At 60.3% G+C, this 24,268-nt stretch carries 21 protein-coding genes and 1 pseudogene; 3 read left to right on the top strand and 19 right to left on the bottom strand.

Annotation, left to right across the window (positions count from 1 at the left end; genetic code table 11):
• Positions 1 to 46: 46 nt before the first annotated feature.
• The 16 genes from PSH96_RS13045 to tssA all read right to left on the bottom strand — a co-directional run bounded on the left by PSH96_RS13045 (position 47) and on the right by tssA (position 19,834).
• Positions 47 to 889 carry a serine/threonine-protein kinase gene (locus PSH96_RS13045; protein WP_305459597.1) on the bottom strand — a complete coding sequence of 281 codons (843 nt, stop codon included), beginning with the start codon at positions 887 to 889 and terminating at the stop codon, positions 47 to 49.
• Positions 886 to 1,617, bottom strand: coding sequence for a PP2C family serine/threonine-protein phosphatase (locus tag PSH96_RS13040; RefSeq protein WP_305459596.1), 732 nt, complete (start codon positions 1,615 to 1,617; stop codon positions 886 to 888). Before PSH96_RS13040 ends, PSH96_RS13045 begins: the two co-directional genes overlap by 4 nt.
• Complete coding sequence (gene tssM, locus PSH96_RS13035; RefSeq protein ID WP_305459595.1) at positions 1,614 to 4,991, bottom strand: type VI secretion system membrane subunit TssM; 3,378 nt, start codon at positions 4,989 to 4,991, stop codon at positions 1,614 to 1,616. Before tssM ends, PSH96_RS13040 begins: the two co-directional genes overlap by 4 nt.
• 15 nt (positions 4,992 to 5,006) lie before the next feature.
• On the bottom strand, positions 5,007 to 5,873 hold the full coding sequence (gene icmH, locus PSH96_RS13030) for a type IVB secretion system protein IcmH/DotU (RefSeq protein ID WP_305459594.1): 867 nt from the start codon (positions 5,871 to 5,873) through the stop codon (positions 5,007 to 5,009).
• Between the two features lie 5 nt (positions 5,874 to 5,878).
• On the bottom strand, positions 5,879 to 7,207 hold the full coding sequence (gene tssK, locus PSH96_RS13025) for a type VI secretion system baseplate subunit TssK (RefSeq protein ID WP_305459593.1): 1,329 nt from the start codon (positions 7,205 to 7,207) through the stop codon (positions 5,879 to 5,881).
• A gap of 1 nt (position 7,208) precedes the next feature.
• Entirely contained in the window at positions 7,209 to 7,691 is a 483-nt protein-coding gene (gene tssJ / locus PSH96_RS13020) for a type VI secretion system lipoprotein TssJ (RefSeq protein ID WP_056859232.1), read from the bottom strand.
• Positions 7,688 to 8,881 carry a type VI secretion system-associated FHA domain protein TagH gene (tagH, locus tag PSH96_RS13015; protein WP_305459592.1) on the bottom strand — a complete coding sequence of 398 codons (1,194 nt, stop codon included), beginning with the start codon at positions 8,879 to 8,881 and terminating at the stop codon, positions 7,688 to 7,690. The genes tssJ and tagH overlap by 4 nt, the downstream gene beginning before the upstream one ends.
• A 13-nt stretch (positions 8,882 to 8,894) precedes the next feature.
• Positions 8,895 to 9,026, bottom strand: coding sequence for a type VI secretion protein (locus tag PSH96_RS13010; RefSeq protein WP_305459591.1), 132 nt, complete (start codon positions 9,024 to 9,026; stop codon positions 8,895 to 8,897).
• A 73-nt stretch (positions 9,027 to 9,099) separates the two neighbouring features.
• Positions 9,100 to 10,620, bottom strand: a complete 1,521-nt coding sequence (locus tag PSH96_RS13005; protein WP_305459590.1) for a sigma-54-dependent Fis family transcriptional regulator — start codon at positions 10,618 to 10,620, stop codon at positions 9,100 to 9,102.
• Complete coding sequence (locus PSH96_RS13000; protein ID WP_305459589.1) at positions 10,617 to 13,055, bottom strand: AAA family ATPase; 2,439 nt, start codon at positions 13,053 to 13,055, stop codon at positions 10,617 to 10,619. Before PSH96_RS13000 ends, PSH96_RS13005 begins: the two co-directional genes overlap by 4 nt.
• Positions 13,056 to 13,067: 12 nt before the next feature.
• Positions 13,068 to 14,060 (bottom strand): type VI secretion system baseplate subunit TssG, encoded by a 993-nt coding sequence (gene tssG / locus PSH96_RS12995; protein WP_305459588.1) that lies wholly within the window; start codon positions 14,058 to 14,060, stop codon positions 13,068 to 13,070.
• Positions 14,024 to 15,811, bottom strand: coding sequence for a type VI secretion system baseplate subunit TssF (tssF, locus tag PSH96_RS12990; protein ID WP_305459587.1), 1,788 nt, complete (start codon positions 15,809 to 15,811; stop codon positions 14,024 to 14,026). Before tssF ends, tssG begins: the two co-directional genes overlap by 37 nt.
• Positions 15,801 to 16,220: a type VI secretion system baseplate subunit TssE gene (gene tssE, locus PSH96_RS12985; protein ID WP_370694337.1), complete on the bottom strand. Its 420-nt coding sequence runs from the start codon at positions 16,218 to 16,220 to the stop codon at positions 15,801 to 15,803. The genes tssF and tssE overlap by 11 nt, the downstream gene beginning before the upstream one ends.
• Positions 16,217 to 17,692, bottom strand: coding sequence for a type VI secretion system contractile sheath large subunit (gene tssC, locus PSH96_RS12980; RefSeq protein ID WP_305459586.1), 1,476 nt, complete (start codon positions 17,690 to 17,692; stop codon positions 16,217 to 16,219). The genes tssE and tssC overlap by 4 nt, the downstream gene beginning before the upstream one ends.
• Before the next feature lie 26 nt (positions 17,693 to 17,718).
• The gene (gene tssB, locus PSH96_RS12975) at positions 17,719 to 18,216 is read right to left on the bottom strand and encodes a type VI secretion system contractile sheath small subunit (protein ID WP_305459585.1); all 498 of its coding nucleotides are present in this window, start codon (positions 18,214 to 18,216) and stop codon (positions 17,719 to 17,721) included.
• A 34-nt stretch (positions 18,217 to 18,250) separates the two neighbouring features.
• A complete protein-coding gene (tssA, locus tag PSH96_RS12970) occupies positions 18,251 to 19,834 on the bottom strand; it encodes a type VI secretion system protein TssA (protein WP_305459584.1) in 1,584 nt (527 codons plus the stop codon).
• 480 nt (positions 19,835 to 20,314) lie between these two features.
• Between tssA and PSH96_RS12965 the strand changes: the two genes are divergently transcribed.
• Complete coding sequence (locus PSH96_RS12965; protein WP_017136833.1) at positions 20,315 to 20,830, top strand: Hcp family type VI secretion system effector; 516 nt, start codon at positions 20,315 to 20,317, stop codon at positions 20,828 to 20,830.
• A 53-nt stretch (positions 20,831 to 20,883) separates the two neighbouring features.
• Here PSH96_RS12965 and PSH96_RS12960 read toward each other — a convergent pair whose 3' ends face one another.
• Complete coding sequence (locus tag PSH96_RS12960) at positions 20,884 to 21,705, bottom strand: aldo/keto reductase (RefSeq protein WP_305459583.1); 822 nt, start codon at positions 21,703 to 21,705, stop codon at positions 20,884 to 20,886.
• Positions 21,706 to 21,811: 106 nt separating this feature from the next.
• On the opposite strand from PSH96_RS12960, the gene PSH96_RS12955 reads away from it, so the two are divergent.
• On the top strand, positions 21,812 to 22,306 hold the full coding sequence (locus tag PSH96_RS12955) for a DUF1543 domain-containing protein (protein WP_305459582.1): 495 nt from the start codon (positions 21,812 to 21,814) through the stop codon (positions 22,304 to 22,306).
• A 4-nt stretch (positions 22,307 to 22,310) separates the two neighbouring features.
• Here the strand turns inward: PSH96_RS12955 and PSH96_RS12950 are convergent, their stop codons facing one another.
• Positions 22,311 to 22,856 carry a GNAT family N-acetyltransferase gene (locus tag PSH96_RS12950; RefSeq protein ID WP_305459581.1) on the bottom strand — a complete coding sequence of 182 codons (546 nt, stop codon included), beginning with the start codon at positions 22,854 to 22,856 and terminating at the stop codon, positions 22,311 to 22,313.
• A gap of 20 nt (positions 22,857 to 22,876) precedes the next feature.
• On the opposite strand from PSH96_RS12950, the pseudogene PSH96_RS29580 reads away from it, so the two are divergent.
• A pseudogene (locus PSH96_RS29580) lies at positions 22,877 to 22,951 on the top strand (methyltransferase); the annotation flags it as partial.
• Positions 22,952 to 22,954: 3 nt separating this feature from the next.
• Here the strand turns inward: PSH96_RS29580 and PSH96_RS12945 are convergent.
• Positions 22,955 to 24,178 (bottom strand): YgcG family protein, encoded by a 1,224-nt coding sequence (locus PSH96_RS12945; protein WP_305459580.1) that lies wholly within the window; start codon positions 24,176 to 24,178, stop codon positions 22,955 to 22,957.
• Between the last annotated feature and the right edge of the window lie 90 nt (positions 24,179 to 24,268).

The raw sequence follows: 24,268 nt of genomic DNA, 5'->3' as shown, positions 1-24,268 counted from the left end.
AGATACACAGCGTCGGCCAAATCGAAACATCGGCAGGCCCCCATAGCTATCTGAACCAGCGCCATCGACACCGCGCCATCACCTCGCCCAACGCCTCCACGCTGATCGTTCGACGCTCAGGATCCATCGCCAACGCCAAGCGCAGCGCCGGCCAGCACGCTGCCGGCAACTGCCGGGGGCGCTGCAGTCGGTCAGTGGTGCCACGCTCACCCAAGCGCCTGCCATGGGCCAACTCATACACCACACACGCCACCGCATACAGATCAGCACTCGCCGTCAGCGCACCGCCCGCCAACAACTCCGGCGCCGCATAAGCTGGAGTCCAGGCACTGAACCGGTCACGACTCACACTCGCCAGCCCCGCCATCGCCTCTGCCGTCGCCTGCCCCAGGCCGAAATCGAACAAACGAATACCGTCGTCACCCAGCATGATGTTCACCGGTTTTACATCACCATGCAGCACACCCTGGCGATGCACATACGCCAGGGCATCCAGCAGCTGCACGGCCAGTGGCTGCAACTCACGCCAGGGCAAGCCATCGGGACACTCCAGCAGCAGCCGGTCCAGGGTCATGCCGTGCATCAACTCCATGGTGAAAAAAGCCATCTGGCTGCTGATATCCACCTCAAACGCAAACATGCGCACCACACGCTCATGCTGCAGGCTGCGGGTCAGGGCAAACTCGCTGTAGAGCAGCACATGTGCATCGGGCGCCAGGCGCAGACTCTCGCCGAGCACCTTGATTGCCACACTGGAACAGGGCTCGCCAAACTGCTCATGCAGCAGGTCGCGCGCGCGGTAGACCACGCCCATGCCGCCCGAACCCAGCACGCGCTCCAAGTGATAACGCCCCGCCAGCAAGGTGGGCATGCCAGGTGCCGTGGTCATGCGCACACCGCCACGGCCGTCAGGTCATCCCGCGCCGGGCCGCGTAGCGCCGCCGTGAACAGCCGTGCCACCACCTGTTGGGGCGTACCGCTGTCCATGGCGCAGCCCAGCTCGGCGTGCGTCATCGCCTGGTACACACCGTCACTGCACAGCAAAAAAACATCGCCTGGCTGCGCGCCCAACTCCAGCACCTCGAGTTTCAGCGGGTGCCGCGCGCCTACGGCACGGGTCAATGCCCTGGCGTCGGGATGCGCCTGGGCCTGTGCCAGGCTCAACCGCTGCTCATCCATCAATTGGCGCAGCAGTGAGTGATCGCGCGACAGCTGATATAACCGCCCGCCTCGCCACAGATAACAGCGACTATCCCCCGCCCAGATACACGCTGCGCGCCGGCTCTCCAGCAGCAGGACCACGACGGTACTGCCCATTCTGTCGTCGCGACCTTCGGCCGGCGCAGAGGCGTTATCCCCCCAACTCTGATTGAGCCGTTGCAGGCATCGCCGCACTGCATCAATGCGCTGATCGAACGTACCCTGGGCCGGCAACGCGGCAAGGCTGTCGATCACCCATTGGCTCGCCCTGTGTCCGGCGCGGTGGCCGCCCATACCGTCGGCAACCGCCCAGCAACCCTGCTGGGGGCAGTCGAGGAACGCATCTTCGTTGCGCTGCCTGGCCTTGCCACGTTGGCTGCGTGCCGCGCTGTTTGCAGCGGCTTGCGACGCGATCATAGTCGCTCCGGCAAACGGAACGTGCGCCACGCGTCCATCTGAAACGGGCTGGGTGTGCGCTGGCTGACCAACAGGTAATTGGCACGCAAACCGGCAAGATCGGACTTGAGTAGCTGCGCGTCGCGCCCACTGGCGGGCTCGCTGTGCAGCAAGTCAAAGAAGCGAAACAACGACCAGGCCCCGCTGTTCTTCTCGATGCCCAATGGCCGCTGTGCGCCGCGCTCCAAGACCAGGCTGCTGCGACCATTTTCCACTTCGCTGGGCCACTGGAACGTCACAGGCACAATCGGCCCATGGCGGTACTCCAGCTGCTGACCGCCAAAGCTCAACACCGCGCGGCTGACCGCCTGGTCCAGGCTATAAGGCGCCAACGTAAATCGAACCGCCAGTTCGGTGGAGTCGCCACCGAAAAAACCACGGCGGATGGTCTGCGCTTTGTCGAGTTGCTCCAGCAACGCGCGTGACATTGGCAGGCTCTGGCCTTCCAGGCCGCGCAAGCGATAACGCCCGCCGTCGGCGCTGATAAACGGGCGCAGGTAATGGTCATAGAACCTTGCCAGCACGCCCTGGGGTTTGAAAAACTCCTCGAAATCGCCCAAAGCCACGTCGCTGCTGGCATGGGCATTGAACGGGTAACGCTGGCGGATAGCCCTGGCATACAAGCTATACACCTCGCTCTGATAGCGTTGGTTCACATGCGTATAGGCCTCATCGAACAAATGCCGCCAACTGTCGTCGGCAAGGCCCTCGACCCAACCTTTGAGCGGCAGCGGCAAACGTGCGGCACTGTCGCGTAACTGTCCCAACCCGGGTTGTTGCCCTTCCATACGCCGTTTCACCATCTGGAACGCCGCCTGCTCCGGTGCCCCTTCGCGGTTCAGCGCCGCCAGTTGCAGGTGCACAGCATCAAGCTGGCGCAATGCCTGGGTCAGTTGTTCACCCGGGTTTTGCTGCTCATCAAGCAGTTGATGCAAGGGCTCGAAACGGCGTTGCAAGGCGCGTCTTGCGGCGTCATCGCCTGTGGGCTTGGGCAAAACGCCTGCGTGTACACGGGCAGCCATCGACTGAGCAATAGCCGCCACATCACCGGCCTCCTGAGGCATCGCTGCCATCGGGTCATCGGTGGATAGCAAACGGGTATTTTCACGCACCTGCTGTAACAGCAACACCAGCGGTGATTGCGCCGAGGTAAGGCGCGCCAGTTGTTCGGCGTCCTGGCGCAGGTTGTCGGTTTCGCGCAATCGAACCTGGCCCAAGGCCTGGCTCCACGCATCGGCGTACTCACTGAAGTAGCGCTGTTGCAGCTCGACGATCAACCGGCGCAATTCCATCGCACTGAGGTCAGTCGCCTGCCCCAGCACCCAATTGTCCAGGACAATCGCGTTAACCAGTCGCGGGCCTTGCTGGTCGAAATACTGCACATAGCGCTTGCTGTAAAACCCGGCAATCGGTTGATCCAGCGCCGTGAACACAGTGCCGTCCGTGAGGCGGCTGGGTTCCAGCGTGTGCGATTGCTCGCGCAGTACGCGATACACCACATCTGCCAGCGACTCTGCGCGCAACACCTGGCGAGCCTGGGCGACCAGCTCATCATTGAGTGGAGCGGCAAAGGGTTGTTCAAGCAGCCGGGCGAAGTGCTCACTCAGGCGCGCCTGCGTCGCAGCCTCACCGGCAAAGCGCTCGGACCACCGACTGGCTACGCGCTCCGCCAGCCACCCGGCGTCACGTCGCTCGCGCAGATTGAGCATCAGGTAGGCGCGCAGGTTATCCAGTAACCGTTCGCGATCCCCAAGGCTCGACTGCACCTGTTCTTCGAGCAGCGAAGCGACTTGCACAACCATTTGCTGCAGGGCATCGTTGTAGGCCCTGACTAGCGGCGGTCGGCTCACTTCGCCCTGAAACAGTCCGGCTCTCTCCAGCACGCCTGCCTCTGACACCGACGGAAACACCCGCGTGGCCGCCAGGCGATTATCCAGCAACGTCAGTAACGCCAAGGTCTGGTCCGCATCGGTCGGGGCCGACGTATCCACCTGACCTAACTGCGCCAACTGCTCCAGGCGTTGGTGGTTGATCCCATAGCTGTGCATCCAGAGCATGCCCGCCGCACCGATGACCAACGCTACGGCGCTCGCCCATCCCGCCTGCTGCCAACGAATGCGTCGATGCTCCTCGGTGTGCAACCCCGCAAGATCGGCCTCGGCGAAAATCACTTGGTTGAAAAGACCTTGCACAAAGCGTTCGTGCCGCTCACCCGCACTGGTCAAATAGAAACCTCGCAACCCCTGGATGCGCTGATTGCGATGGGCGCAGAACGCCACTTCGATAAACAGGCACAAACGCTCACCGATGCGTGCCACCTGGGGCACAAAATCCAGCATCCGGCCACGGCGCTCGACATTGCGCTCCTGGTGCAGGCGCTGCACCAGTTCGCCACTCACACGCTGCAGCAACGCCTCGAACGCCTGGCGTACCTGCGCCATGGGCACACCCGTGGGGCCGCCAGTGATCAGCTCACCGAGCACGCCCTCTGCGGCGCTGTCGTGCGGTGTATCAAAAAACGCGCTAAAGCCCGGGATGTGGTCAGCGTGGGTCAGCACCAGATAAACCGGAATATCGATATGCAGCGTCTGCTGGATATCTTGTAACCGGGAATGCACATGCCGTGCATGGCGCTCCAGATCATGCTCATTGCTGCCCAACAGGGTGTCCACCGACAACGTCACCACCACCCCATTGAGCGGGCGTACCCGGCGCCTGGACTTGAGCAGCCCGAGTAACGTCGACCAACCTGCGGCATCGACTGCGCGGTCGGGTTGGTCCAGGTAGCGCCCGGCACTCTCCATCAGGACGCCCTGATCGGCGAAGAACCAGTCACAGTAAGCACCGGCCCCTGATGATACGGCCTGAAGGTGATCCGGCGGGCGCTGCAAGCCATTGGCCGCCAGCAAAGCACTCTTGCCGCTGCCTCGCTGTCCGATCAACAAGTACCAGGGCAGCTCATTGCGTGCGCGCAGGCTGCGCCCGACATATTGGCGAGATGTTTTCAAGGTATGCAGCGCCTCCTTGAAACGTCCCCGCACCTGTTTGCGCTCATCCTCTACCAGCCCAGGGTGCTGACGGCCAGCCTGGTCTTCCTCGATCCGGGACCGCACGCTGCGGCGTGTTCCCATAACAGCCATCGCCAGCCCCCATAGCAGAAACAGCGTGCTGATGGTCAAAAGGCGAGCCGTAGCGCCCTGCCAGAACCGGTGGTCATCCACCGCCAGCAGAGGCCCGAAAAACCACACCAGGCAGGCGCTGCAAAGCACCAGCAACAAGCTCCATACCCAAACGATGCGCAGCAGGGTGCCCGCGCCCTTGAAAAAAGCGTTCATTGAATGTTCCCAGCGTTACAAGGGCGTCGGAGTCAGTTCCGGCGCCGAAGATTGAAAGGGTTGCAATGCATGGGCTCGCTCCTGCCCCAGTACCCAGGCAGTCGTCGAATACATCGCCAGCAAAGCGATCACGCCCAACGCCACACACCAGGTTGCAGAGAGCGTGCGCAGCCGCTTGCGGCGTGCCTGCTGCGGTCGGGAGGCACAGGCAGACACAGAAACCGGGGCGCCACGCACATGCCTTATCTGGCGATACAGCGCGTCACGTACGCCCTCAAGCTCGGTCACGCCGCGCTCCATGACTCTGTATTTGCCTTCAAACCCCATCGACAGGCACAGGTACATCAGCTCCAGCATGGCCAAGTGTTTTACCGGGTCGCGAGACAGTCGCTCCAACAGCTGAAAAAACTTTTCGCCGCCAAAGGTTTCGTTGTGAAAACGGCTTAGCAGACTGATCTTCGACCAGTCGCTGCGGCTCCCCCACGCCGTGGTGACTACCGCCTCATCAACGACGCTGCACAGCACATAGCGAGCAGCAATCACCTGAGCGCTTTCAATGCCTTCATGCTGGGCGCGGACCTCAAAGCGTGTGAGGCTCGCGGCCAGGCGGTCGTTGAGCGTCTGCAGGTTCTCCCGGCCGCTGCCGAGTTTAAGTTCAAGCACCTCGGACATCAGTTCCCAGGCCGCTGTCACCAGCGGGTTAAGGCCCACGTTGAAACGTGGCGCGCCCTGTACAGCGGCGGCGTAGACCATGCGGTCTTCCAACTGCTCAAAACGCGGTGGTGAGACGAAGTCCGTCACCGGCCCCTGTGCCGGGCCGTGGCCGTTACGGTCCAGCAAGACGGTTTTCTCATCCAGCGGGTATTCACTGTCCATGTTCATGATGTTCAATTCCTGATAGCCCAGAAGGTCAGTTCCAACTCGCTGAACTCGCCGCCGACATGGAACGCAAAACCACCCGATTGCTCCAGTTGTGCGATGTCACGGGCACTGAGCTCGAGCATGAAATAGGTTTTACCGGCATGAAACGGGATCTGGCGTGGCGCGACCGGCAGCGGTTTGACCTTGATGCCCGCCAGGTGCAGGTTGACCAGTTCACGGATGCGCTCTACGGGGCCGACCTTGAGATGGGCCGGCAAACGATGGCGCAGTTCTTCCGAATCGCATTGAGCCGCGACCGCCAGGATGAATGTCGCGCTGCCCAGCAGCTTGAGATCGGCCACAGGGCAGACCATCACCCCGTACTGGCGTTGTTGCAGCAGCAGCTCCAGGGCATGCTGCTCAAAGACCATCGACAGCACCGTGCGCAACCCCGCCATCAACCCACGAAAACTCGCGCCCTGGTCACCATGGAGGTAGCGCACCTGCTGGGTGGCACGTTTGCTGTCGCTGGCAAACGTCGCCAGTTCGCCCAGTATCGACAGCATCTCGCGGAACAACGCCTCTGAACGCACTTGCGGCTGAGCCAGGTAATGACGCAACACCGGCTCGGCCCGATTGATCAGTTGCAGCATCAGAAAGTCGGCAATCTGCGCACCCGCCGTGGCGCCATTGCCGCCAATCCGCTCAGCAATCGCATCTCCCCGGCTGGCCAGCAGGCTGATCACTTCTTTGAGGCAGGACGAAACAAACCCCGAGCCCTGCACATAAATAAACGTCGGGGCAAAATCAGGCTCCATCCGCAGCCCCTCTTGCGCAGAGCATTCCAACACCTGGGCAATCTTCAGCTTCACGTAGACCTCATCACCCGGCTGCTCACCCAGCAACAGGCGCAAATCCGGGCGTGCGCAACTGATCTGGCAACGCGCGTCCCGGCCCGCATTGGAGTCCGCCACTTCAACGTCACAGGCGATGTAGCGCGCCAGCACATCCGACGCCTCCTGCGTGCGGGTTTCAACCTGGTTGCCGGTCGCCATCGGCAACGCCAGGTACACCGATTGGCTGCCCGCGTTGGCCGGCACCTCCAGTACCAGTGGCGCCATGGTAGTGGTCAACTCGAACAGACTGCCGTCCGGCAACACGCCACTGGCTTGATTGACCACCAACTTGCCCAGGCCCAGGTACTGCAGGTCGATGTCCAGGCTCATGAAACCCCAGGCATCACTGCCCAGCAAACGGGTTCGGTTGAGCTGCTGCTGGTAATAACGGTCGTTGTGTTGCAAATGCTGGGGGCGCAGCAACATCCCTTCCTGCCAGATGACTTTATGAACCTGCATCTCAATTCTCCAAGGCGCTGACGAGCGGGTCGCCAGCACGGATGCCCGCCTGGTCAAGCACCAGGTGCGCTCGCGTCACTTGCTGTGGCGCCAGCGGCAGCACCCAACGCCATTGCACATGGGGCAAATCGCGATACGCCGCGATGATGCCCACGTAACGGCTTTGCGGTTCGCTCCTGAGCTTGAGGGCCACCTGCTCGCCGGGGCGCAACTCGAGTTCCTCGCTGCTCACCCAGTCTTTGGGCAATGCCTGCTCGGCATGCCCATACAGCGTGAAAAAATCCGCGTTTTCGAATGCCACCGGATGCTTGAGTTCGAACAGCTGCACCACCACCGGAGAGGGGCGCCCATGCAGGTCGGGGTTCACTTCGTCACTGGCGGCCAGCGTCAGGTCGAGCTTGGTCACTGTGGAAAAGGGTGACAGGCTGCTGCAACCCCCCAGCAGCATCAATACGACCAAAAGAGGTAGAGCGACACGGGTCATGGGCATCCTCCTGGCGGTGTGGCAAACAAGGCTGAGGCCAGGCGTACCTGCTCCTCATAGGCCTTGGCAAAATCGCCGCGCAACGGGCCCGAGTTCAATGCATCTGCTTCGACCAAGCGTTGATAATGGCGCTGGTAGGCCCGCCAATGCGCCCTGTCGGTAAAGAACCTTGGCACCTTGTCATCGCGCGCAAAACCGGCCTGCAAATGGCCGGGGGCAAACGTCGCCAGCGAGGTGCGCAGCGCCGTGCGGCACGCAACGAGCAGCGCGACCTGATGCACTTGCATTTGCCGGTACACCTGCGTAATGGCCGCTTCGGCGCTGGGTTGCGCCAACTCCCCCATGCCCAGCAGCGCCGCCAACACAGAATCCATGCCCAGGTTGTCTTTCAACGCGTTCGGACGTTTGATCAAGGTGCTCGCGTCCAGCCTCAATTCGTTGTGCAGTTCCTCGTGAGTGCGCAGGTTCTGTTGCAACCCATCAATTGCGTGCCTGAGTAAATTCGCAGCCTTAATCGCCAATGCCTCGCGGCCAGCGCAATCGAGCGCCTGCACACTGACCCCCAACGCCGTGGCGAACTGAGCCCAGAACCCTTCGTCGGCTGCGGGCGCCTGCGAGTCAGGCAATACAGGCTCGACCCTGTCTCCCGGAGCGTCTGCCTGTGCGGGTAAGGCCAGGTAATCGCGCTCAACACAGTCACCCGACATCCAGACACTCGGTGCCTCTTGTACGTCGTTCAAGGCGTCCAGCTCGCACGGCGGTGCCCCGTGCATCGACTGGCGATCCCATTCATGCACGGGGTCCAGGCCCAGATAAGCGTCCTCGGGTATCACCCCGCCCGCGGTGGGTAATGGCTGGCGATGCGATGCCACGCGCTCAATCAACCGCGCACGGACAGCAAACGGCCCCAACTGGAAAACATCACCCTCCACGATCAGCCGCGCCTGCCCCTTTTGCAGCGACTTGCCACTGCCCACCTCACGGATACCGTTACTGCTGATATCCGTCAGGAAATAACGCGCGTCACGGTAAGCGATCAACCCGTGGTGACTGGAAAGCAAGCGACTGGGGTCAGGAATAATCCAGTCGCAACCGGCTCCACGACCGAACACGCCGCCTATTCCATCGAACACCTTGCGCGGTGGCGGCTCACCGCCCCCGCCCTCACACACCTCAAGCACTAATCGCATGAAAGGCTCCATTTCATTGGCCGCGACGGGTCGCTTGGGGGTCACCCAAAGGACGATAGTCAGCATCATCAAACACGTAATTGGCGCTGCAGCCGCTCAGCAAATACAACACAAGCACCACGGCTCGCCATGGACGATCAGGCATCGGGGTTCTCCCAGGTAGATAAGACAAACGGATAAGCGCAGCGCCCATGAGCACGCCAGCGTGAACACGCCATTCAACATTCCCCTCGAGTGGGGATATTCAACCGCGCAAGCCGGTACAGCAGCGTGCGACGCGCTACCCCAAGTTCACGCGCAGTGCGCGTTCGATTGCCACGGTTCTTGTGCAGGCAATCGATCAGAAAGACCCGCTCCACCCGCTCCATGCGCTGACGCAGGGTTGCCTCGAGGGTTGCACCTGCGGGCGCCGATGACAGCGACAGGTGCGCAGGTAAAATTACCCCGTCATCACACAGCAGCACCGCCCGTTCGACCAGGCATTTGAGCTCACGCACATTGCCTGGGAAGGCGTGGCCGGAGAGCTGATCAAGCGCTGCGCTGGACCAGCTGACCAGCGGTTTTTCGAGTGCCGCGCAGACCTTTTCAGCAAAGTGCCGGGCAAGCAGCAGCACATCGCTGTCGCGCTCACGCAATGCCGGTAATTGGATAGGGAACTGGGCCAATCGGTAATAGAGGTCCTCGCGAAAAGTCCCCTGGCTGACCATTGCCAGCAGGTCGCGATGGGTGGCGGCGATAATTCGCACGTCGACCTTGTGAGCGGTATTGGCGCCCAGCGGGCGCACTTCACCTTCTTGTAGAACCCTCAGCAGTTTTGCCTGCAGGGAGAGCGGCATATCGCCAATCTCATCCAGCAGCAGTGTGCCGCCATCGGCTGCGTCAAACAGCCCGGCATAGTTACGCTCCGCACCGGTGAACGCGCCTTTGCGGTAGCCGAACAGCTCACTCTCCAACAAGCCCTCAGGGAAGGCTGCACAGTTTTGCACCACAAACGCTCGCGTGCTGCGCGGGCCGGCGGCGTGAATCGCACGCGCCACCACCTCCTTGCCCGTGCCGGTTTCACCGTGCAACAGCACGGTAAACGGGGCCTGCACAACCTTGCCGATCAGGCGGCAAGTGGCCTCCATCGCAGCGCTGTTGCCGATCAAGCCATAGGCGCCGGTCACAGGTGTATTGCACGGGGGAACAAGCATGACTTGCCTGGGCTGGGCAAGCCGCAACAGGGTTGATTGGCCCAGGGCAAAGCTGCCCAATTGGCCCAAAGAAGCGGCGTAGCCGTGCAATTGCGCAGGGCGCAGGCTGGCGCAAAGCAGAACGCCGCACACCGCTTTGCTCCGATTAAACAAGGGCAGGCATGTCAGCGAGTGCCAAGGCAGCGCCGCCAAGGGCAGAAAACCGCTGTCATAGGCGCTGTTGCACAGTTCATCAATGGTCAGTTCCCGCCCCTGATCAAGGACGTAGTGCAATAACTGCTGGTGCTGAACATCTACGCTTGCGGCCCGCTGGCCTGAGGGTTCCCCGTCGGGAAAATACTGAGCGATCAGCCCCAGCTGGCCGGTGGTTTCATCCCGTGCATACAGTTGGCACAGGTCGCACTGGCTCAACTGCGCAGCGGCCGTGACGCAAAGGTCCGCCAACCTCGATTCCTCGCGCTCGAAGCCCAGGCGGGTAAACCAGCCCAGCAGTTGGTCGGCGTAGGCCAGCGAATCAGGCAACGGCTTGAATGGGCTGTGCGTCATAGGCTGAACTCACACACTGGCACACCGCTGCCATCCAGCGTCGCGTGGGTGGCCGAGAGAGATTCACCAACGGCCATCGCACCGAGCAGACGATCAACGATCGGCGGCAGCAGGTGAGACTCGATCCACTGGTCGATATAACGCGCGCCACTGTCCTGGTGCATACAGCGCTCGACCATGTGCGTGACCAGTTCGGCGCTGTAGCTGAACACCAGTTCGCGCGCCTGCAACCGTTGGCCAAGGCGCGCCAGCTTGAGCCTTGCCACGTCCTGTAAGCGTTCGCCTGCGAGCGGGTAATACGGCACGACACGCATGCGGGCCAGCAGAGCCGGCTTGAAGTGAGCGCGCAATACCGGGCGAATCACTTCCTCCAGGGCCGCTGCGTCAGGGCGCCGGCCGTCGGCGCACAGTGTGCTGATGCAATCGCTGCCCAGGTTGGACGTCATCAGGATCAGCGTATTACGAAAATCAATTTCGCGGCCTTCACCGTCATTGGCCAGGCCCTTGTCAAAGACCTGATAGAACAGGTTCAGCACCTCTGGGTCGGCCTTCTCGATTTCATCGAGCAACACCACTGAATAAGGTCGCTGGCGCACGGCCTCCGTCAGCGCCCCGCCCTCGCCGTAACCAATGTAACCGGGAGGCGCTCCAATCAATCGGGACAGCGAGTGTTGCTCCTGGTACTCCGACATATTGAGCGTGATCACAAACCGCTCACCGCCGTACAGCAAGTCCGCCAGCGCCAGCGCCGTCTCGGTCTTGCCGACCCCGCTTGGGCCGGCGAGCAAAAATACGCCCACCGGCGCCTCAGGATTATTGAGGCCCGCAGCCACCGCTCGCAGGTTACGATCCAGCGCCTGCACCGCCGGTTCCTGCCCGATAATTCGCTCGCGCAGGGCGTCGGCAAAACCCAGGACGCGCTCACTGTGCTCCAAGGCCAGTTGCTCAACCGGGATGCCGGTCCAGCCGCTGATTACCTGGGCGACTACCCGTGGGCATACTTCATGGCTGGCTTGCTGCTGTTCACGCTGCATCCAGCGCTGCTCGATTTGCTGGCGCTCAAGCTCCAGAGCGTCCAACCGCTGGGCCAGTGCTTGCAACGCCGGTTGGTCAACGGGCAAGCCGGCTTCAACATCGCGCTCAAGCGCCACACGCTGGCGAGTGCCCTCAGCCCATTCAGCGCACAGCTGCTGCAACGCCTCAGGCGCCGTCGTCAGGCGTATACGCACTTGCGCACAGGCGGTATCCAGTACGTCGACGGCTTTGTCCGGCAACTGTCGCCCTGCCAGGTAACGAGCGCTCAGTTGTGCTGCCGCCACCACCGCATCGTCACGTATATAGACGCCGTGGCTGGCTTCATACACCGGCACCAACCCGCGCAAAATGGAGACCGCCTGCGCAATACTCGGCTCGCCGACTTTTACCGGCTGGAAGCGCCGTGCCAACGCCGGGTCTTTTTCGATGTATTTTTTGTACTCGGACCAGGTCGTGGCGGCGATGGTGCGCAATTGACCACGCGCCAGGGCGGGCTTGAGCAAATTGGCGGCATCGCCTCCACCCACCTGCCCGCCGGCACCCACCAGGGTATGTGCCTCGTCAATAAACAGGATCACGGCCTGTGGTGAGGCGTTAACCTCGTCGATCACACCTTTGAGCCGCCGTTCGAACTCGCCCTTGATGCTGGCGCCGGCCTGCAACAAACCCATGTCCAAGGTCAGTATGCGTACGCCTTTGAGTGGCTCGGGCACCTGTGAGGCAACCACTCGCAATGCGAGCCCCTCGACGATGGCGGTCTTACCCACGCCCGCGTCTCCCACCAGAATCGGGTTGTTCTTGCGCCGACGCACAAGGATATCGATCAATTGACCGATCTGCGCGTCACGACACAGGACCGGGTTGATCCGCCCTTCACGAGCCTGATGCGTCAGGTCATGGGTAAAGCGCTCCAGCAGTGACTCGCCTTGTCGCAACGGCGCGGTTTCGCAGCCCCGGCTCAACAAAAAATCACGCACGCGTTGCGCGTCCAAGCGGCTCAATAACGGCTGATAAGCACTGCCCGCGTGTTGCAGCGGATGACGCAGAAGTGCCAGTAATAAAGCACCGGCGCCGACCTCAACCTGCCCCAACTCCAGGTGGGCAACCATTAACGCTTGTTGCAACCATTGCACGAGTGCCGGGGCAAACACCGGGCTGCGCGATGCACTTTGTTCGCCGTTGAGCAGTAACAGAGCCTGAAGCTCACCTGGAGCAATTCCGGCATCCGCCAGCGCCTTTACCAAAAGCCCCTCGGCATGTTCCAGCAGCGTCAGCAGCAGGTCCTCAACCAACACTTCCTTGCCGCCACGCGTTACACAACGCTCGGCGGACCGCGCCAGGTCAAGGCGCGTCTGAGGCGTCAAGGTCCGGATCAGTTGTTGCAGGTCTACATTCATCATAATCATCAGTCCCTAATCAGAGTTGCTGGCCAGAGTGACCACACCGTCGGCACTCTCGTACCCCAACCAACTGGTCCAACCGAGACGACACACGTTGCGCTCGCCAATATGCAGCGGCCGCACTTCGCCCTCGGCCAGTACCAGGCGCACGTCATATTCCAGTGGCGTGCGCAGCATCAGGCGAACCAGCGAGCACAGCGGCTTGCAGGCGCTGCCAGCGGGTAGAAACGCGTGAAAGCGCGGCCAGCTCAAGCCCTCGACATGCACCCTGAATTTGCCGCTGCGATCGGCAACCTGGTGCCCGAGCAGCAGGTCTTCGCCAAGCACGTTGTTGGCCGCCCCGAGTTGATTGCGTTGCTGTTGCGCGATAACCACCGTGCGTTCAACCCATTGCTCTATGAACAAACGGCTGTGCTTGAAGTAATGACGCAGCACCGTTTCGATCAAGGTGGCCGAGTGCACTCGCAGGCTCAGCAACCCCAGGTACGGCAACAATCGCTTGCAGTCCAATTGCGCCGCGTCGCGAATCTGGTGGCTGCCCAGCCCGACCAGCGCGAACATCTGTGCGGAAAAAGCATCACTGGCGTCGGTGCGAAAACTCGCTCGGTAGCGATATTTGCGCCAGATCGGCAGCATCAACCTCTGCAGGCGATGGTGAAATACGTCAAGAAAGCCACGGCTCACGCTGCCACTCGCCTGCTCTTGATAAAACCCGGGCAATGGCGAACCGGCGCCAAACAGGCCGAGCACGTTAAGCCGCAGGCGAGCGCGTAACTGTCCGTGCTCGACAAAAAAAGCCACCCGGTCAATGTCGTGCCCAGGGAACCCCAAGCTTGGGTTGGCCTGGAACTCGAGCAGGTCATAGAGCGCGTCGTCATCCAGCGATGGATGGCTGTCGCGCAGGCGTTCGATCACCTGCAGCACCGCCTGGAACAACGAATACTCGCGAATGGTGCGTGTTAGAGCGGTCAAAGCAGGGCCTGCCGGCCCATCCGGGGTGGCCATAGATACACGTCTCCTTGTGTGCTGGTGACCCGCAGTTCGTGATACGAATTGAGGCCGGCGTAGAGGGCAAAAAACTCATTGAGTGCCGAGGCGAAGACAAACAGGTCGCCCTGGCCGGCAAAGCCGTTGGCGTCAATATTCAGGTCGACCTGCAGGCCGCGTATTGGCAGCCCTCGATGCATTCGGTCGACGGCTTGATGACGGATGGCCTTCAACGCATCCAGTCTTCGCTGACTGACGTTGTGTGCCTGTCGATCGTGGTAGCGCGGCAGGTCGTAGGTCTGGAGGATGACTTTCAGGGCGCTGGTATCGGTCAACGAGAGGTAGTTGAGCGACATGTTGCTGATCAACTTCCAGAGGAAGTCCTGGTCCAGAGGCGGAGCAAAGCTCGCCGTCGGCGCACAGATATTGCGAAACGTCAGGAATTCCGGTGTTTGTTCGCAGGGCTGGTTGATCTCTCCCACTTGCAGCAGCTGTGGCAGGTTGTGGTTGGTGCAGGTCAATTCAATCGAGAGGGTTTCCTGCTCATGGCCTGGGCCAATACCAAAACTCAACCAGGTATCCAGTTCGGCACTTTGCACCGACGAGCGCTGACGAATGCTGTAGCTGGGCGTGCGCGTTGAAGTGGCATTGCCACTGCCATGCTCGAAGGATTCGAATGGCACATACGCCTGGTAGCCCAACCCACCCGGGCGCCATCCGGTCACCTGGTCCACGGAAAAGACTGCGGCATTGCCCCGCGCTATGCCACCCGGCAGCAGCAAGTACTCATCCTGCTTGCCATCCAGGCGAATGGGCACTGCATCATGTTTGAACAGGTTGGCAATGGGCGTGCAATACAGCTTTACGTTGTCCAGAGTGGGACGGTACGTCGCATGCGCGTGGTGGCTTAACTTGAAACGCAGCTCTACACACCTGGCCCGCTTGAGCAGCTCATGCGGCAACGCCTGCAATACATCCAGCCCCAGTACATCGACAAACAGATACTTGTCCGCAAACGCAAAATATTCCTGCAGGTGGCGATAGCCGCAAAAAGTGTTCGCCGGATAGGGAATCAGTGCATGTTCCTCATCGAATCCCACCGGTTTTACCTGGTTTGCAGCAAGCCGCAACGACAACGGCTGGCCCTCGCGATCACTGATCACAAGCCCTTCATGGTCAAAGAGCCGTAATTCAATGCCTTCCAGATGACGCAGCAGGCTCAGATACAAGCCTTGGCTCACCTGTCGATCACCCGCAAGGTGCAAGCGCAATTGATCGAATGCCAACTGACTCAGATTGCCCTCCACGCTCATCTCCATGCGCAGGTTGAGGAGCGTTTGTGCGCCCTGGGCCACGTACTCCAGGCGGCTCAGTTGCAACGCCAGCACCTGGGTGGCGTAGCAGGTACGAAAGCGGCAGCGCTCACCATTGACCAGTACGCTTTCAACCGGCGTGTCCCGTTCTACGCTTACCGTGGTGCACGCATGTTTCAACGGGTCAAACTGCAAGATGCTGAAGGCCGGCAGCGGCCGCATATAGTTGGGCCACAGCAGATGCATCAATGAATGAGTCAGCTCTGGAAGCTCGTCGGCAAGCTTCTGGCGCAAGCGTCCAGTCAGGAACGCAAAGCCCTCCAATAGACGCTCTACATCCGGATCCTGGCCTGAATCGGCGAGAAAAGGTGCCAAGGCAGGATTACGCTCAGCAAAACGCCGCCCAAGTTGACGCAAGGCACTGAGTTCACTTTGGTAAAAGTGGTTAAAGGACATCAGGCTGTACCTCAACCTGACCACCACCGGCCAACTGCGCGTTAAAAACCACCGGTTGCACAACGCCGTCGATGAGCAGTGTTGCCTCAATCACAAACGCCAGGACCAAAGGGTTGCCGGTATCGGGCAAGCCCCTGACACGCACATTCGACAGACGTGGTTCGTATACCTGGATGAACCGTTCAATCGACAGCCGCGACTGGCTCAATGACTCATGCAGGCTCAAGCGCATGTCATTGAGGTCGGGCAGCCCGTAGTCTGGCAGCGTCAAGACACTGCCTGCACGTGTGCCGAGCATGTTCTCCAAGTGCGCGGCAATCGACGCTACGCTGCCGGCCCTGCCGGGTGCCAGGCCTTCGAGACGCTCAAACAGGCTGCGATAGTCGGGTATCCCCTGCCCCTTTCTCATTCTTTGTCGAGTTTGCCGACGAGGGACAGGGTGAAGTCCGCGCCCATGTACTTGAAGTGCGGCCGTACACTGAGGTTGACGCGGTACCAACCCGGTTCGCCCTCGACATCACTGACCACGATGCGAGCAGCCCGCAATGGGCGTCGCCCACGCACTTCGGCGCTGGGATTTTCCTGGTCGGCAACGTATTGGCGGATCCATTTGTTGAGTTCCAGTTCCAGGTCGGTGCGCTCCTTCCATGAACCCAACTGCTCGCGCTGCAACACCTTGAGATAATGCGCCAGCCGGTTGACCACCATCATGTAGGGCAGTTGCGTTCCCAGGCGGTAGTTCAACTCAGCGTCCTTGCCCTCGGCGCTGTTACCGAAATACTTGGGTTTTTGTACCGAGCTGGCGGAAAAGAACGCCGCGTTATCACTGCCTTTGCGCATGGTCAGGGCAATAAAGCCTTCCTGCGCAAGCTCGTACTCGCGACGGTCAGAGACCAGGACTTCGGTCGGGATCTTGGTTTCAATTTCTCCCATGCTCTGGAAGTGATGCAGGGGCAGGTCTTCCACCGCGCCACCGCTTTGCGGACCGATAATGTTCGGGCACCAGCGAAAGCGGGCAAAACTGTCCGTCAGCCGGGTGGCAAAGGCAAACGCGGTATTGCCCCACAAATAATGTTCGTGGCTGTTGACCACGTTTTCCTGGTAGGCAAATGTCTTGACCGGGCACTCAAGGGGATCGTAAGGGGTACGCAACAGGAATCGCGGCACGGTCAGGCCAATGTAACGGGCGTCTTCGCTCTGACGAAAGCTTTGCCATTTGGCAAATTGAGGCCCCTCGAAATGATCCTTGAGGTCCTTCATGTCAGGCAAACCGGTAAAGCTTTCCAAACCGAAAAAGCTCGGCCCTGCGGCGGCGATAAACGGTGCATGGGCCATGCAGGCAACACTGGAAACGTATTGCATCAGCTTCACATCCGGCGCGCTTGGCCCAAGGAAGTAGTTGGCAATAATGGCGCCCACGGGCTGGCCGCCGAACTGGCCATATTCGGCACTGTAGATATGCTTGTAGAGCCCGGACTGAGTGGTTTCCGGGGAGTCTTCGAAATCGTCCAGCAGGTCCTGTCGTGAGACGTTCAGCAGTTCGATCTTGATGTTCTCGCGAAAATTGGTGCGATCGACGAGCAGTTGCAACCCTCTCCAGGCAGCTTCCAGCGCCTGGAAATCCGGGTGATGAAGGATTTCATCCATTTGCTCGCTGAGCTTCATGTCGATCTCGGCGATCATTCGATCGACCAGACGCTTCTTGACCGGCTCGCCGCTGTTGTGCGGTTTGACAAGCTCTTCGATAAACGCCGAGACACCGCGTTTGGCAATGCTGTAGGCCTCGTCATCCGCGCTCAGCAGTGTCTGGGCAATGATGGTATCGAGAATGCTGTGCTCGTCAGCCATTCGGGTGGGTAGCGCATGCTGTGGGATGGTCATGGCATCAGTGTCCTTTACTGAAAATGTCAGGCTGCGGGGTCACTCAACCCCAGTTCGGCCAATACCCGGGCGCGGGAGTCGTCATCCGCCAGCGCCTGTTCGATCGCCTTGCGAAAGCTCGGCGTGTTACCCAACGGCCCCTTGAGGGCCATCAGCGCTTCACGCAGCGCCATGAGTTTTTGCAGCTCCGGGATCTGCTCGACCAGGTTCGCCGGGGTGAAATCCTTCATCGAGTTGACCCGCACCTGGATCGACAGCGCTTCGATATCGGGCTGTTCCTGCAGGCGATTAGGCACGCTCAGGGTCAACGCCAGTGCCTGTTTGGCCAGTACGTCATCAAAGGTGTGCTTGTCGATACCGATCGGCTTGCGGTCTTCGAGCTTGCGTGAGTCTTCGCGCTGGGCGAAGTCGCCCAGCACCAGCAACTTCAGCGGTAGCTCGACCTCTTCCTGGGCGCCCCCGACGGCGGGCTTGAAGGTGATATTGATACGTTCCTTGGGTGCTACCGAACCTTCTTTGGCCACGGTAAATCTCCTTTTTTCGAGGGGGTTCAAAAGCCTATTCAAGTACCGCTTCAACATCGAAGTGGCAGAGCCTTCGGTGGGTAGTTTCCTTGCGCTCGCGTATGGCCTGGTTTTGCGGCAAAAGCTCGCAACAGCGATACAAAAGCTGTGCAACCTGCAGTGCCAGTTCAGGCTCCCAACGATCCAGACTGTCGCGCTGAAGCTCGTGGTCCAGGCCTTCCAGCTGCACCTTCGCCAGCGCATGCTTGCCTGCCGATAGGCACAATCGCGCCAGTGCCAGCCGCCAATGAAAACGCGCGCGCTCGCTGCGTGCGCTGCGCATGCCCTGCTTGAGTTCGTGTATTGCCTCCTTGAGCCCGTCCTTGCGCAACCTGGGCATGACCTCTTGCAAGGCCGCCTCCCAGGGTTCGGCGTTGGCATCCTCCACCACGGCGGACGGCGCAGGCGGCTGCAAGTGCCGAGCGACCTGAAGCGTGATCCAGTCCCGGGTGGCGGTATCGGCAAACGGCGCACCCTCGTGAAACCTGAATTGGGGCAGGTCCGGCAGCCGTTGCAGTAACAGCGCGAAGCTGACTTCCAGTTCGGTCATGGCCAGATCGGCCTGCAAGGCCTCAAGGCATTCCCAGACCATGCGCAAGCCGTCAAACCAGAACAACGCACCCGCCAGGCTGGCCTCAAGCTCAAGCAACAGTTCGCCGTAATGCCCTTGGGCAAAACGCTCCCGGTAGCGCTTGAGCTTGTCGGGCGTCGGGCCACGCAGCACCGTGAGGCGGTCACTATCAGCGTCCGGGTAGCTGTTGAGTGCCAGCCAGGTCAATGCACGGTTAAGGCGCAAGGCGCGCAGGTCGGTCGCATCCTGGCGCAGCCACCAGTTGCATAAGTGCCGTCCATGCTCCTGCAATGTGCGCAGTGACTTGTGGGCCTCTTTTTCGCTGGCTATCGCAGGGTTGCCTGTTTTTTCCTGACCTGTTGCCGGCTCGGGGCTCAGCAACCGCGTCGCCGCCTGCTTGACCTGAGCAATCACACCCGCCGAAACGGCTTCTGGCAGTTCTGCTTGTGCGGCCTGCTCCAATCGCTGCGTCAACTGCCTGCGCAGCGGCAACAACAGCGGCGCCTCATCACTCAAGTGCGCAGACCAGAGCCGATCAAGGTGCGCCAGGTGCTCAAGCATGCAGCGAAATAGTGGCTGTTGATCCTTGAGCGAAACGCTGTGTGCAAACACCTGCTCCAGGCGCAGCGCCAACCAGCCCAGTGCGGCGCCACGGGTGCGCATTTTTTGCGGATAGACAACCGCCCAATGGTGCTCACACAAATGACGCATCAACCCCAGGCCCGCCAACAGCCCTGGAAAAGATTCGCGTTGGTACAACGCCCAGGTCAACCAGGCCGCCAGCCGCAGATCCTTGGTGTGCTGACGCAACAGGCCTTCGCTGATCTGCATGACCGCCTGCCAGTCCGGCTGGGTGCTGACGTGCATCGATTGCAGCTTGCCAATCTCGGCCTCCAAAGCCTCATATTCACTTGAAAAGCGCATGTCTGCACCTGCAAAGTTACCTGGCGAACAGGGCACTAAGGCAAGTTCAATATAATAACCACACAAAGCGCCTGAATAATCCATTTTGGACCGCACACCATTTAAAACAATAAAATTCTGCGCACCTGAAGCACGCTCAGGCGCAAAAAACACGACTATAAAAACCTCGCCACTCTCTCCACGAAGTTCGCAAACACTAGCCGGACAAATAACATCCGGCAAGTGTCAAGTCGGCACTTAAGGATTTTCCTACAACCCCCTAAATCATTGGCGTGCGCACCATTTTGCGCAGCAAAACCAGCACATCATGCTCCATCAACCCTCTCCTCCAACAAGCACACGAAAAAACTAGACGAGCAAATTAATGCACACTTCTGCGCAACCAATTTCATTTAAATCTGATTAAAGGACCCACCTTCTTAATGAAATCAAGTTCAATAACAAGCAAACCCCCTGCTTTTACTGGGCTTGTTAATTTCAGGCACGCTTCTTGTTATAGGAACTTGCCCAGCCGGCACAACTACGGCTGGGCACTACTTCAACCATCAGGCAAGGAAACCCGTCATGCCAACACCCGCATACCTCTCGATTACCGGTGTCAAACAAGGACTGATTACGGCAGGCACGTTCACCCAGGACTCGGTAGGCAACATTTACCAGGAGGGCCATGAAGACCAGATCCTGGTCCAGGCTTTTTCGCATCAGGTGATCATTCCCCGTGACCCGCAATCCGGTCAGCCAACCGGCCAGCGCGTTCACAAACCGCTGATGATCAGCAAGGTCTTCGATAAATCATCGCCCCTGCTGTTCAGCGCGCTGACCAGTGGCGAGGAAGTCAAATGCCAACTGCAATGGTTTCGTACCTCCTCGGCCGGCACCCAGGAGCACTATTTCACCATCGAGCTTGAGGGGGCGACCATCGTGGACATCCAGTCACGCATGCCCAACTGCCAGGCACCGGAAAACGCGCACTTCACGCATCTGGAAGACGTGCATTTCACCTATCGCAAGATCATCTGGACGCACGAAGTGGCGGGTACTTCCGGCTCGGACGACTGGCGTAGCCCGGTCGCCGGCTAACCCTGGGTGACGCAGAAACGGCGGCCATGGACGGCACCGTTTCTGCGGGTCTGCTAGACCATTGACAGTGGATGCTTGCGCTTGGGTGCACCGAACACGCGATCAATCGCATCCAGATCGTGCTCGTCGAGCACCAGTTTCGCGGCGTTCGCGTTAAGCCGCACATGCTCGGGGCTCACCGCCTTGGGGATGGCAATCACACCGTCCTGGCGCAGTACCCAGGCCAGGGCGATCTGTGCGGGTGTGGCCTCATGTCGATGGGCAATTTGCTTGAGCGTCGGGCTGGACAGCAGTTCGCCGCCCTGGGCAATTGGGCAGTACGCCATCAGTGGCAAATGGTGCTGTTGCCACCAGGGCAACAGGTCGAACTCGATACCCCGCTCTTCGATGTTGTAGAGCACCTGGTTGGTCGCACAGGCGGGGGACGCAAGTTCCTGCAGGTCGGCGACGTCAAAGTTGGAAACACCCCAGCGGCCGATCTTGCCTGCCTCGCGCAGACGTTCAAACGCTTCGACGGTTTCTTCAAGCGGGTACTGGCCGCGCCAGTGCAGCAGGTACAGGTCGATATAGTCGGTGCCCAGCCGTTTGAGGCTGGCCTCACAGGCACGCGGCACGCCCTTGTGGCTGGCATTGTGAGGGTAGACTTTACTCACCAGGAACACCTGCTCGCGCTTGCCGTGAATGGCCTCGCCCACCACCTCTTCGGCGCCGCCTTCGCCGTACATTTCAGCGGTGTCGATCAAGCTCATGCCTTCGTCGATACCCAATTGCAACGCGGTGACTTCGGCTTTGCGCAGGTCCGGGTTTTCACCCATGCGCCAGGTGCCTTGGCCGATGACAGGCACGGGAACACCGGCCAGATCAATGGTACGCATAACAACCTCCTGATGAGTTGGCGAATTAACAGTGTGGCACTGACCGGACAAAAGGGTTCAATCGAAGTATGGTTAGCCTTTACCCAATCACCAGGCAGGAACTGTAATGCTGTTTGTGGTCATGCTCGGGGGCAAGCACCCAAGGGCAAAAATCGAAGTTCACGATGTGGTGTTCGCAGTGGCGGACACGCTGCAAGCCACCTACTCGCAATTGCGCAATGGCTGGTTCGGCAGCCCCAAGGGTATGCACATCGACGCCTGGATGGCGGTCGATGGCGTAGACGGCTGGAAGGTCGAACTCAGCCAAATGGCGCCGCCTGCCGGTGCCCATCACCTGTACTTCATCAACCTGGGTGGTTATGAAGCCAAGGTGTTCGGCGAGGCCCACCATTACTTACTGGTGGTGGCCCGCGACAAACAGGAAGCCAAGCGCAAGGGCCAGCAGCAGCGATTGCAGCACTGGTCGCAGGCCCATACCGATGGCGTGATGGACATTGACGACTGCCTGCCTATCGATCTGGTGGACGGGCGCTATGTTCACCTGGTGCAAGGCGCACACCTGCCGATCATCCAGCAGAACGACTACATCCCCCTGCCCTGAGCCCTTATGTGCAGGGCTCCAAGGTTTTGCCAAATAAACGATTGCCGTGGGTTTCTCCCTGGAAGGAATAGGTCGGCGAGCCCAGCACCTCGTAACCACGTCGAGGGTAAAAACCCAACGCGCGTTCATTGCCTTCCCACACGGTCGCCCACAATAAAGACGCGGCGCCCAGGGCCGCGCGCTGTTCCGCCGCCTGCAGCAACCGATAGCCAATGCCCTGCCCGGTAAATCGCTCCTGGATGTAGAGACGCTGCAACTCGGCGGCATCCGGTGCTGGGATCATCGAATGAGCGGCATGGAGTTTGATCTGGGCGAAGCCGACAAGGTGGCCGTGCGACTCAGCCACCACCAGCGAGAGACCGGGCTGTGCCAGCAGTTGGGCGATGGTCTGCGGCGCAAAGGCTTGCAACGCCTCTTTGGCAATCGAGGCGCGGATGCCTTGGGTGGCATACGTATCGAGAAACACCTGCATACCGAGCACGCCAATGCATAAGGCGTCCTCGGCAGTGGCATCCCGAACAGTCATGGGCGGCGGCTTGATAACAGGCATTGAGTCTCCGTGGGGTTAAAGCCGGATTCGAAGGCGTGGAGCTGTTCTACGCCGGCTTCAGTTTTAAAGGATGGGTAGGCTACAAACCGCGCTAGCGCTTACCAACTGCCGGATGCACCCCCGCCACCACTGGAACCCCCACCCCCGGACGAGCTGCTGCTTGAACTGGAACTTGAACTGGAACTTGAACCCGAGCTGCCGGAGCTTGAGCCAGAGCCGCCCCCCGAACCCGAGCCGCCATCGGAAATGCTCTGCAAAAATACAATAAACGCCACCACCGATGCGGCGGGTATGGCGATGATCCAGCCTTGGTAACCATGCCCCAGCAGCAACCCGACGACCACATACACCGCTGCCACCACCAGCACCCGCATGAGGAAAAAGCGCGGGCTATTCTTCCAGGATTGGTGGATAACGAAAAACAGCCCCACGTACAACCCCAGCACCAACGCACTGCCAAACGGCCACACCAGCCAATGGACGAAGTTGACGGCCACGAAGTGGTCCACCACCAGCAGCCCGACAACGTAGGCCAACACGCCAATCACGCAATAAAATACGGTGCGCGCCAGCCACAACGCGCCGAAAGTCGCGCCGCCAATCAGCAGGGTCAGCGGCAATACCAGCAGGTACATCGGCCAATCGCGGCCGCCCCCATACAGCGTCAACAGCAGCGTAACTGCCACGGTGGCGATTAACGCCCGGCGCCAGGGCAGCTTGCCGGCGGCGATCAGCACGCCGCCGACGCCTCCCAAAATAAACGCCAACAACACTGCAATAGCCTGCGGGTTGACCTCAGGCCCCACTGGTTCGGGCAGGTCGCCGCCGTCTACCAGCACGCCCAGGTCATCGACAGCTTGTTGAATCCCTCCCGCATAGTCGCCCTGGCGAAACGCCGGGGTGATGTGTTCTTCGATGATGCGATGGGCCAGCAGGTCGGTAACCGTGGCTTCGAGGCCGTACCCCACCTCGATACGCACTGTGTGGTCGTTCTTGGCCACCACCAGCAGGATGCCGTCATTGACGTCCTTGCGCCCCAGTTTCCAGGCACGGAACAGTTGATTGGCAAAGTCCTCGATGGTAGCGCCGCCGGTAGTGGGCACCAGCAGCACGGCAACCTGGGCGCCTTTGCGTTGTTCGAGGGCGGCGAGTTGAGCCTTCAAGCGCTCGGTTGTGCCGTTATCCAGCGAGTTGGTGAGGTCGATCACCCGCTGGTTGAGGGCGACCTTGATCGGCGAAGTGTCCGCCTGGGCCATGCTCAACAGACCCATCAGCAGCAGGGACAGCAGGCTCAAGACGGATTGGCGCACATACAGCCGCATGCTTTGTTACCTGAAGTTTCTTCGAGGAGGCGTCGACTTTACCTTATAGACGTATAACGCGTGACCCCACGCCCACGACTATCTAAACTG

The sequence above is a fragment of the Pseudomonas sp. FP2338 genome (genome assembly GCF_030687515.1).
GTDB classification, from domain to species: Bacteria; Pseudomonadota; Gammaproteobacteria; order Pseudomonadales; family Pseudomonadaceae; genus Aquipseudomonas; species Aquipseudomonas salomonii.
Note: the sequence above shows the minus strand (reverse complement) of the source record. Positions and strands in the feature narration are given on the sequence as shown.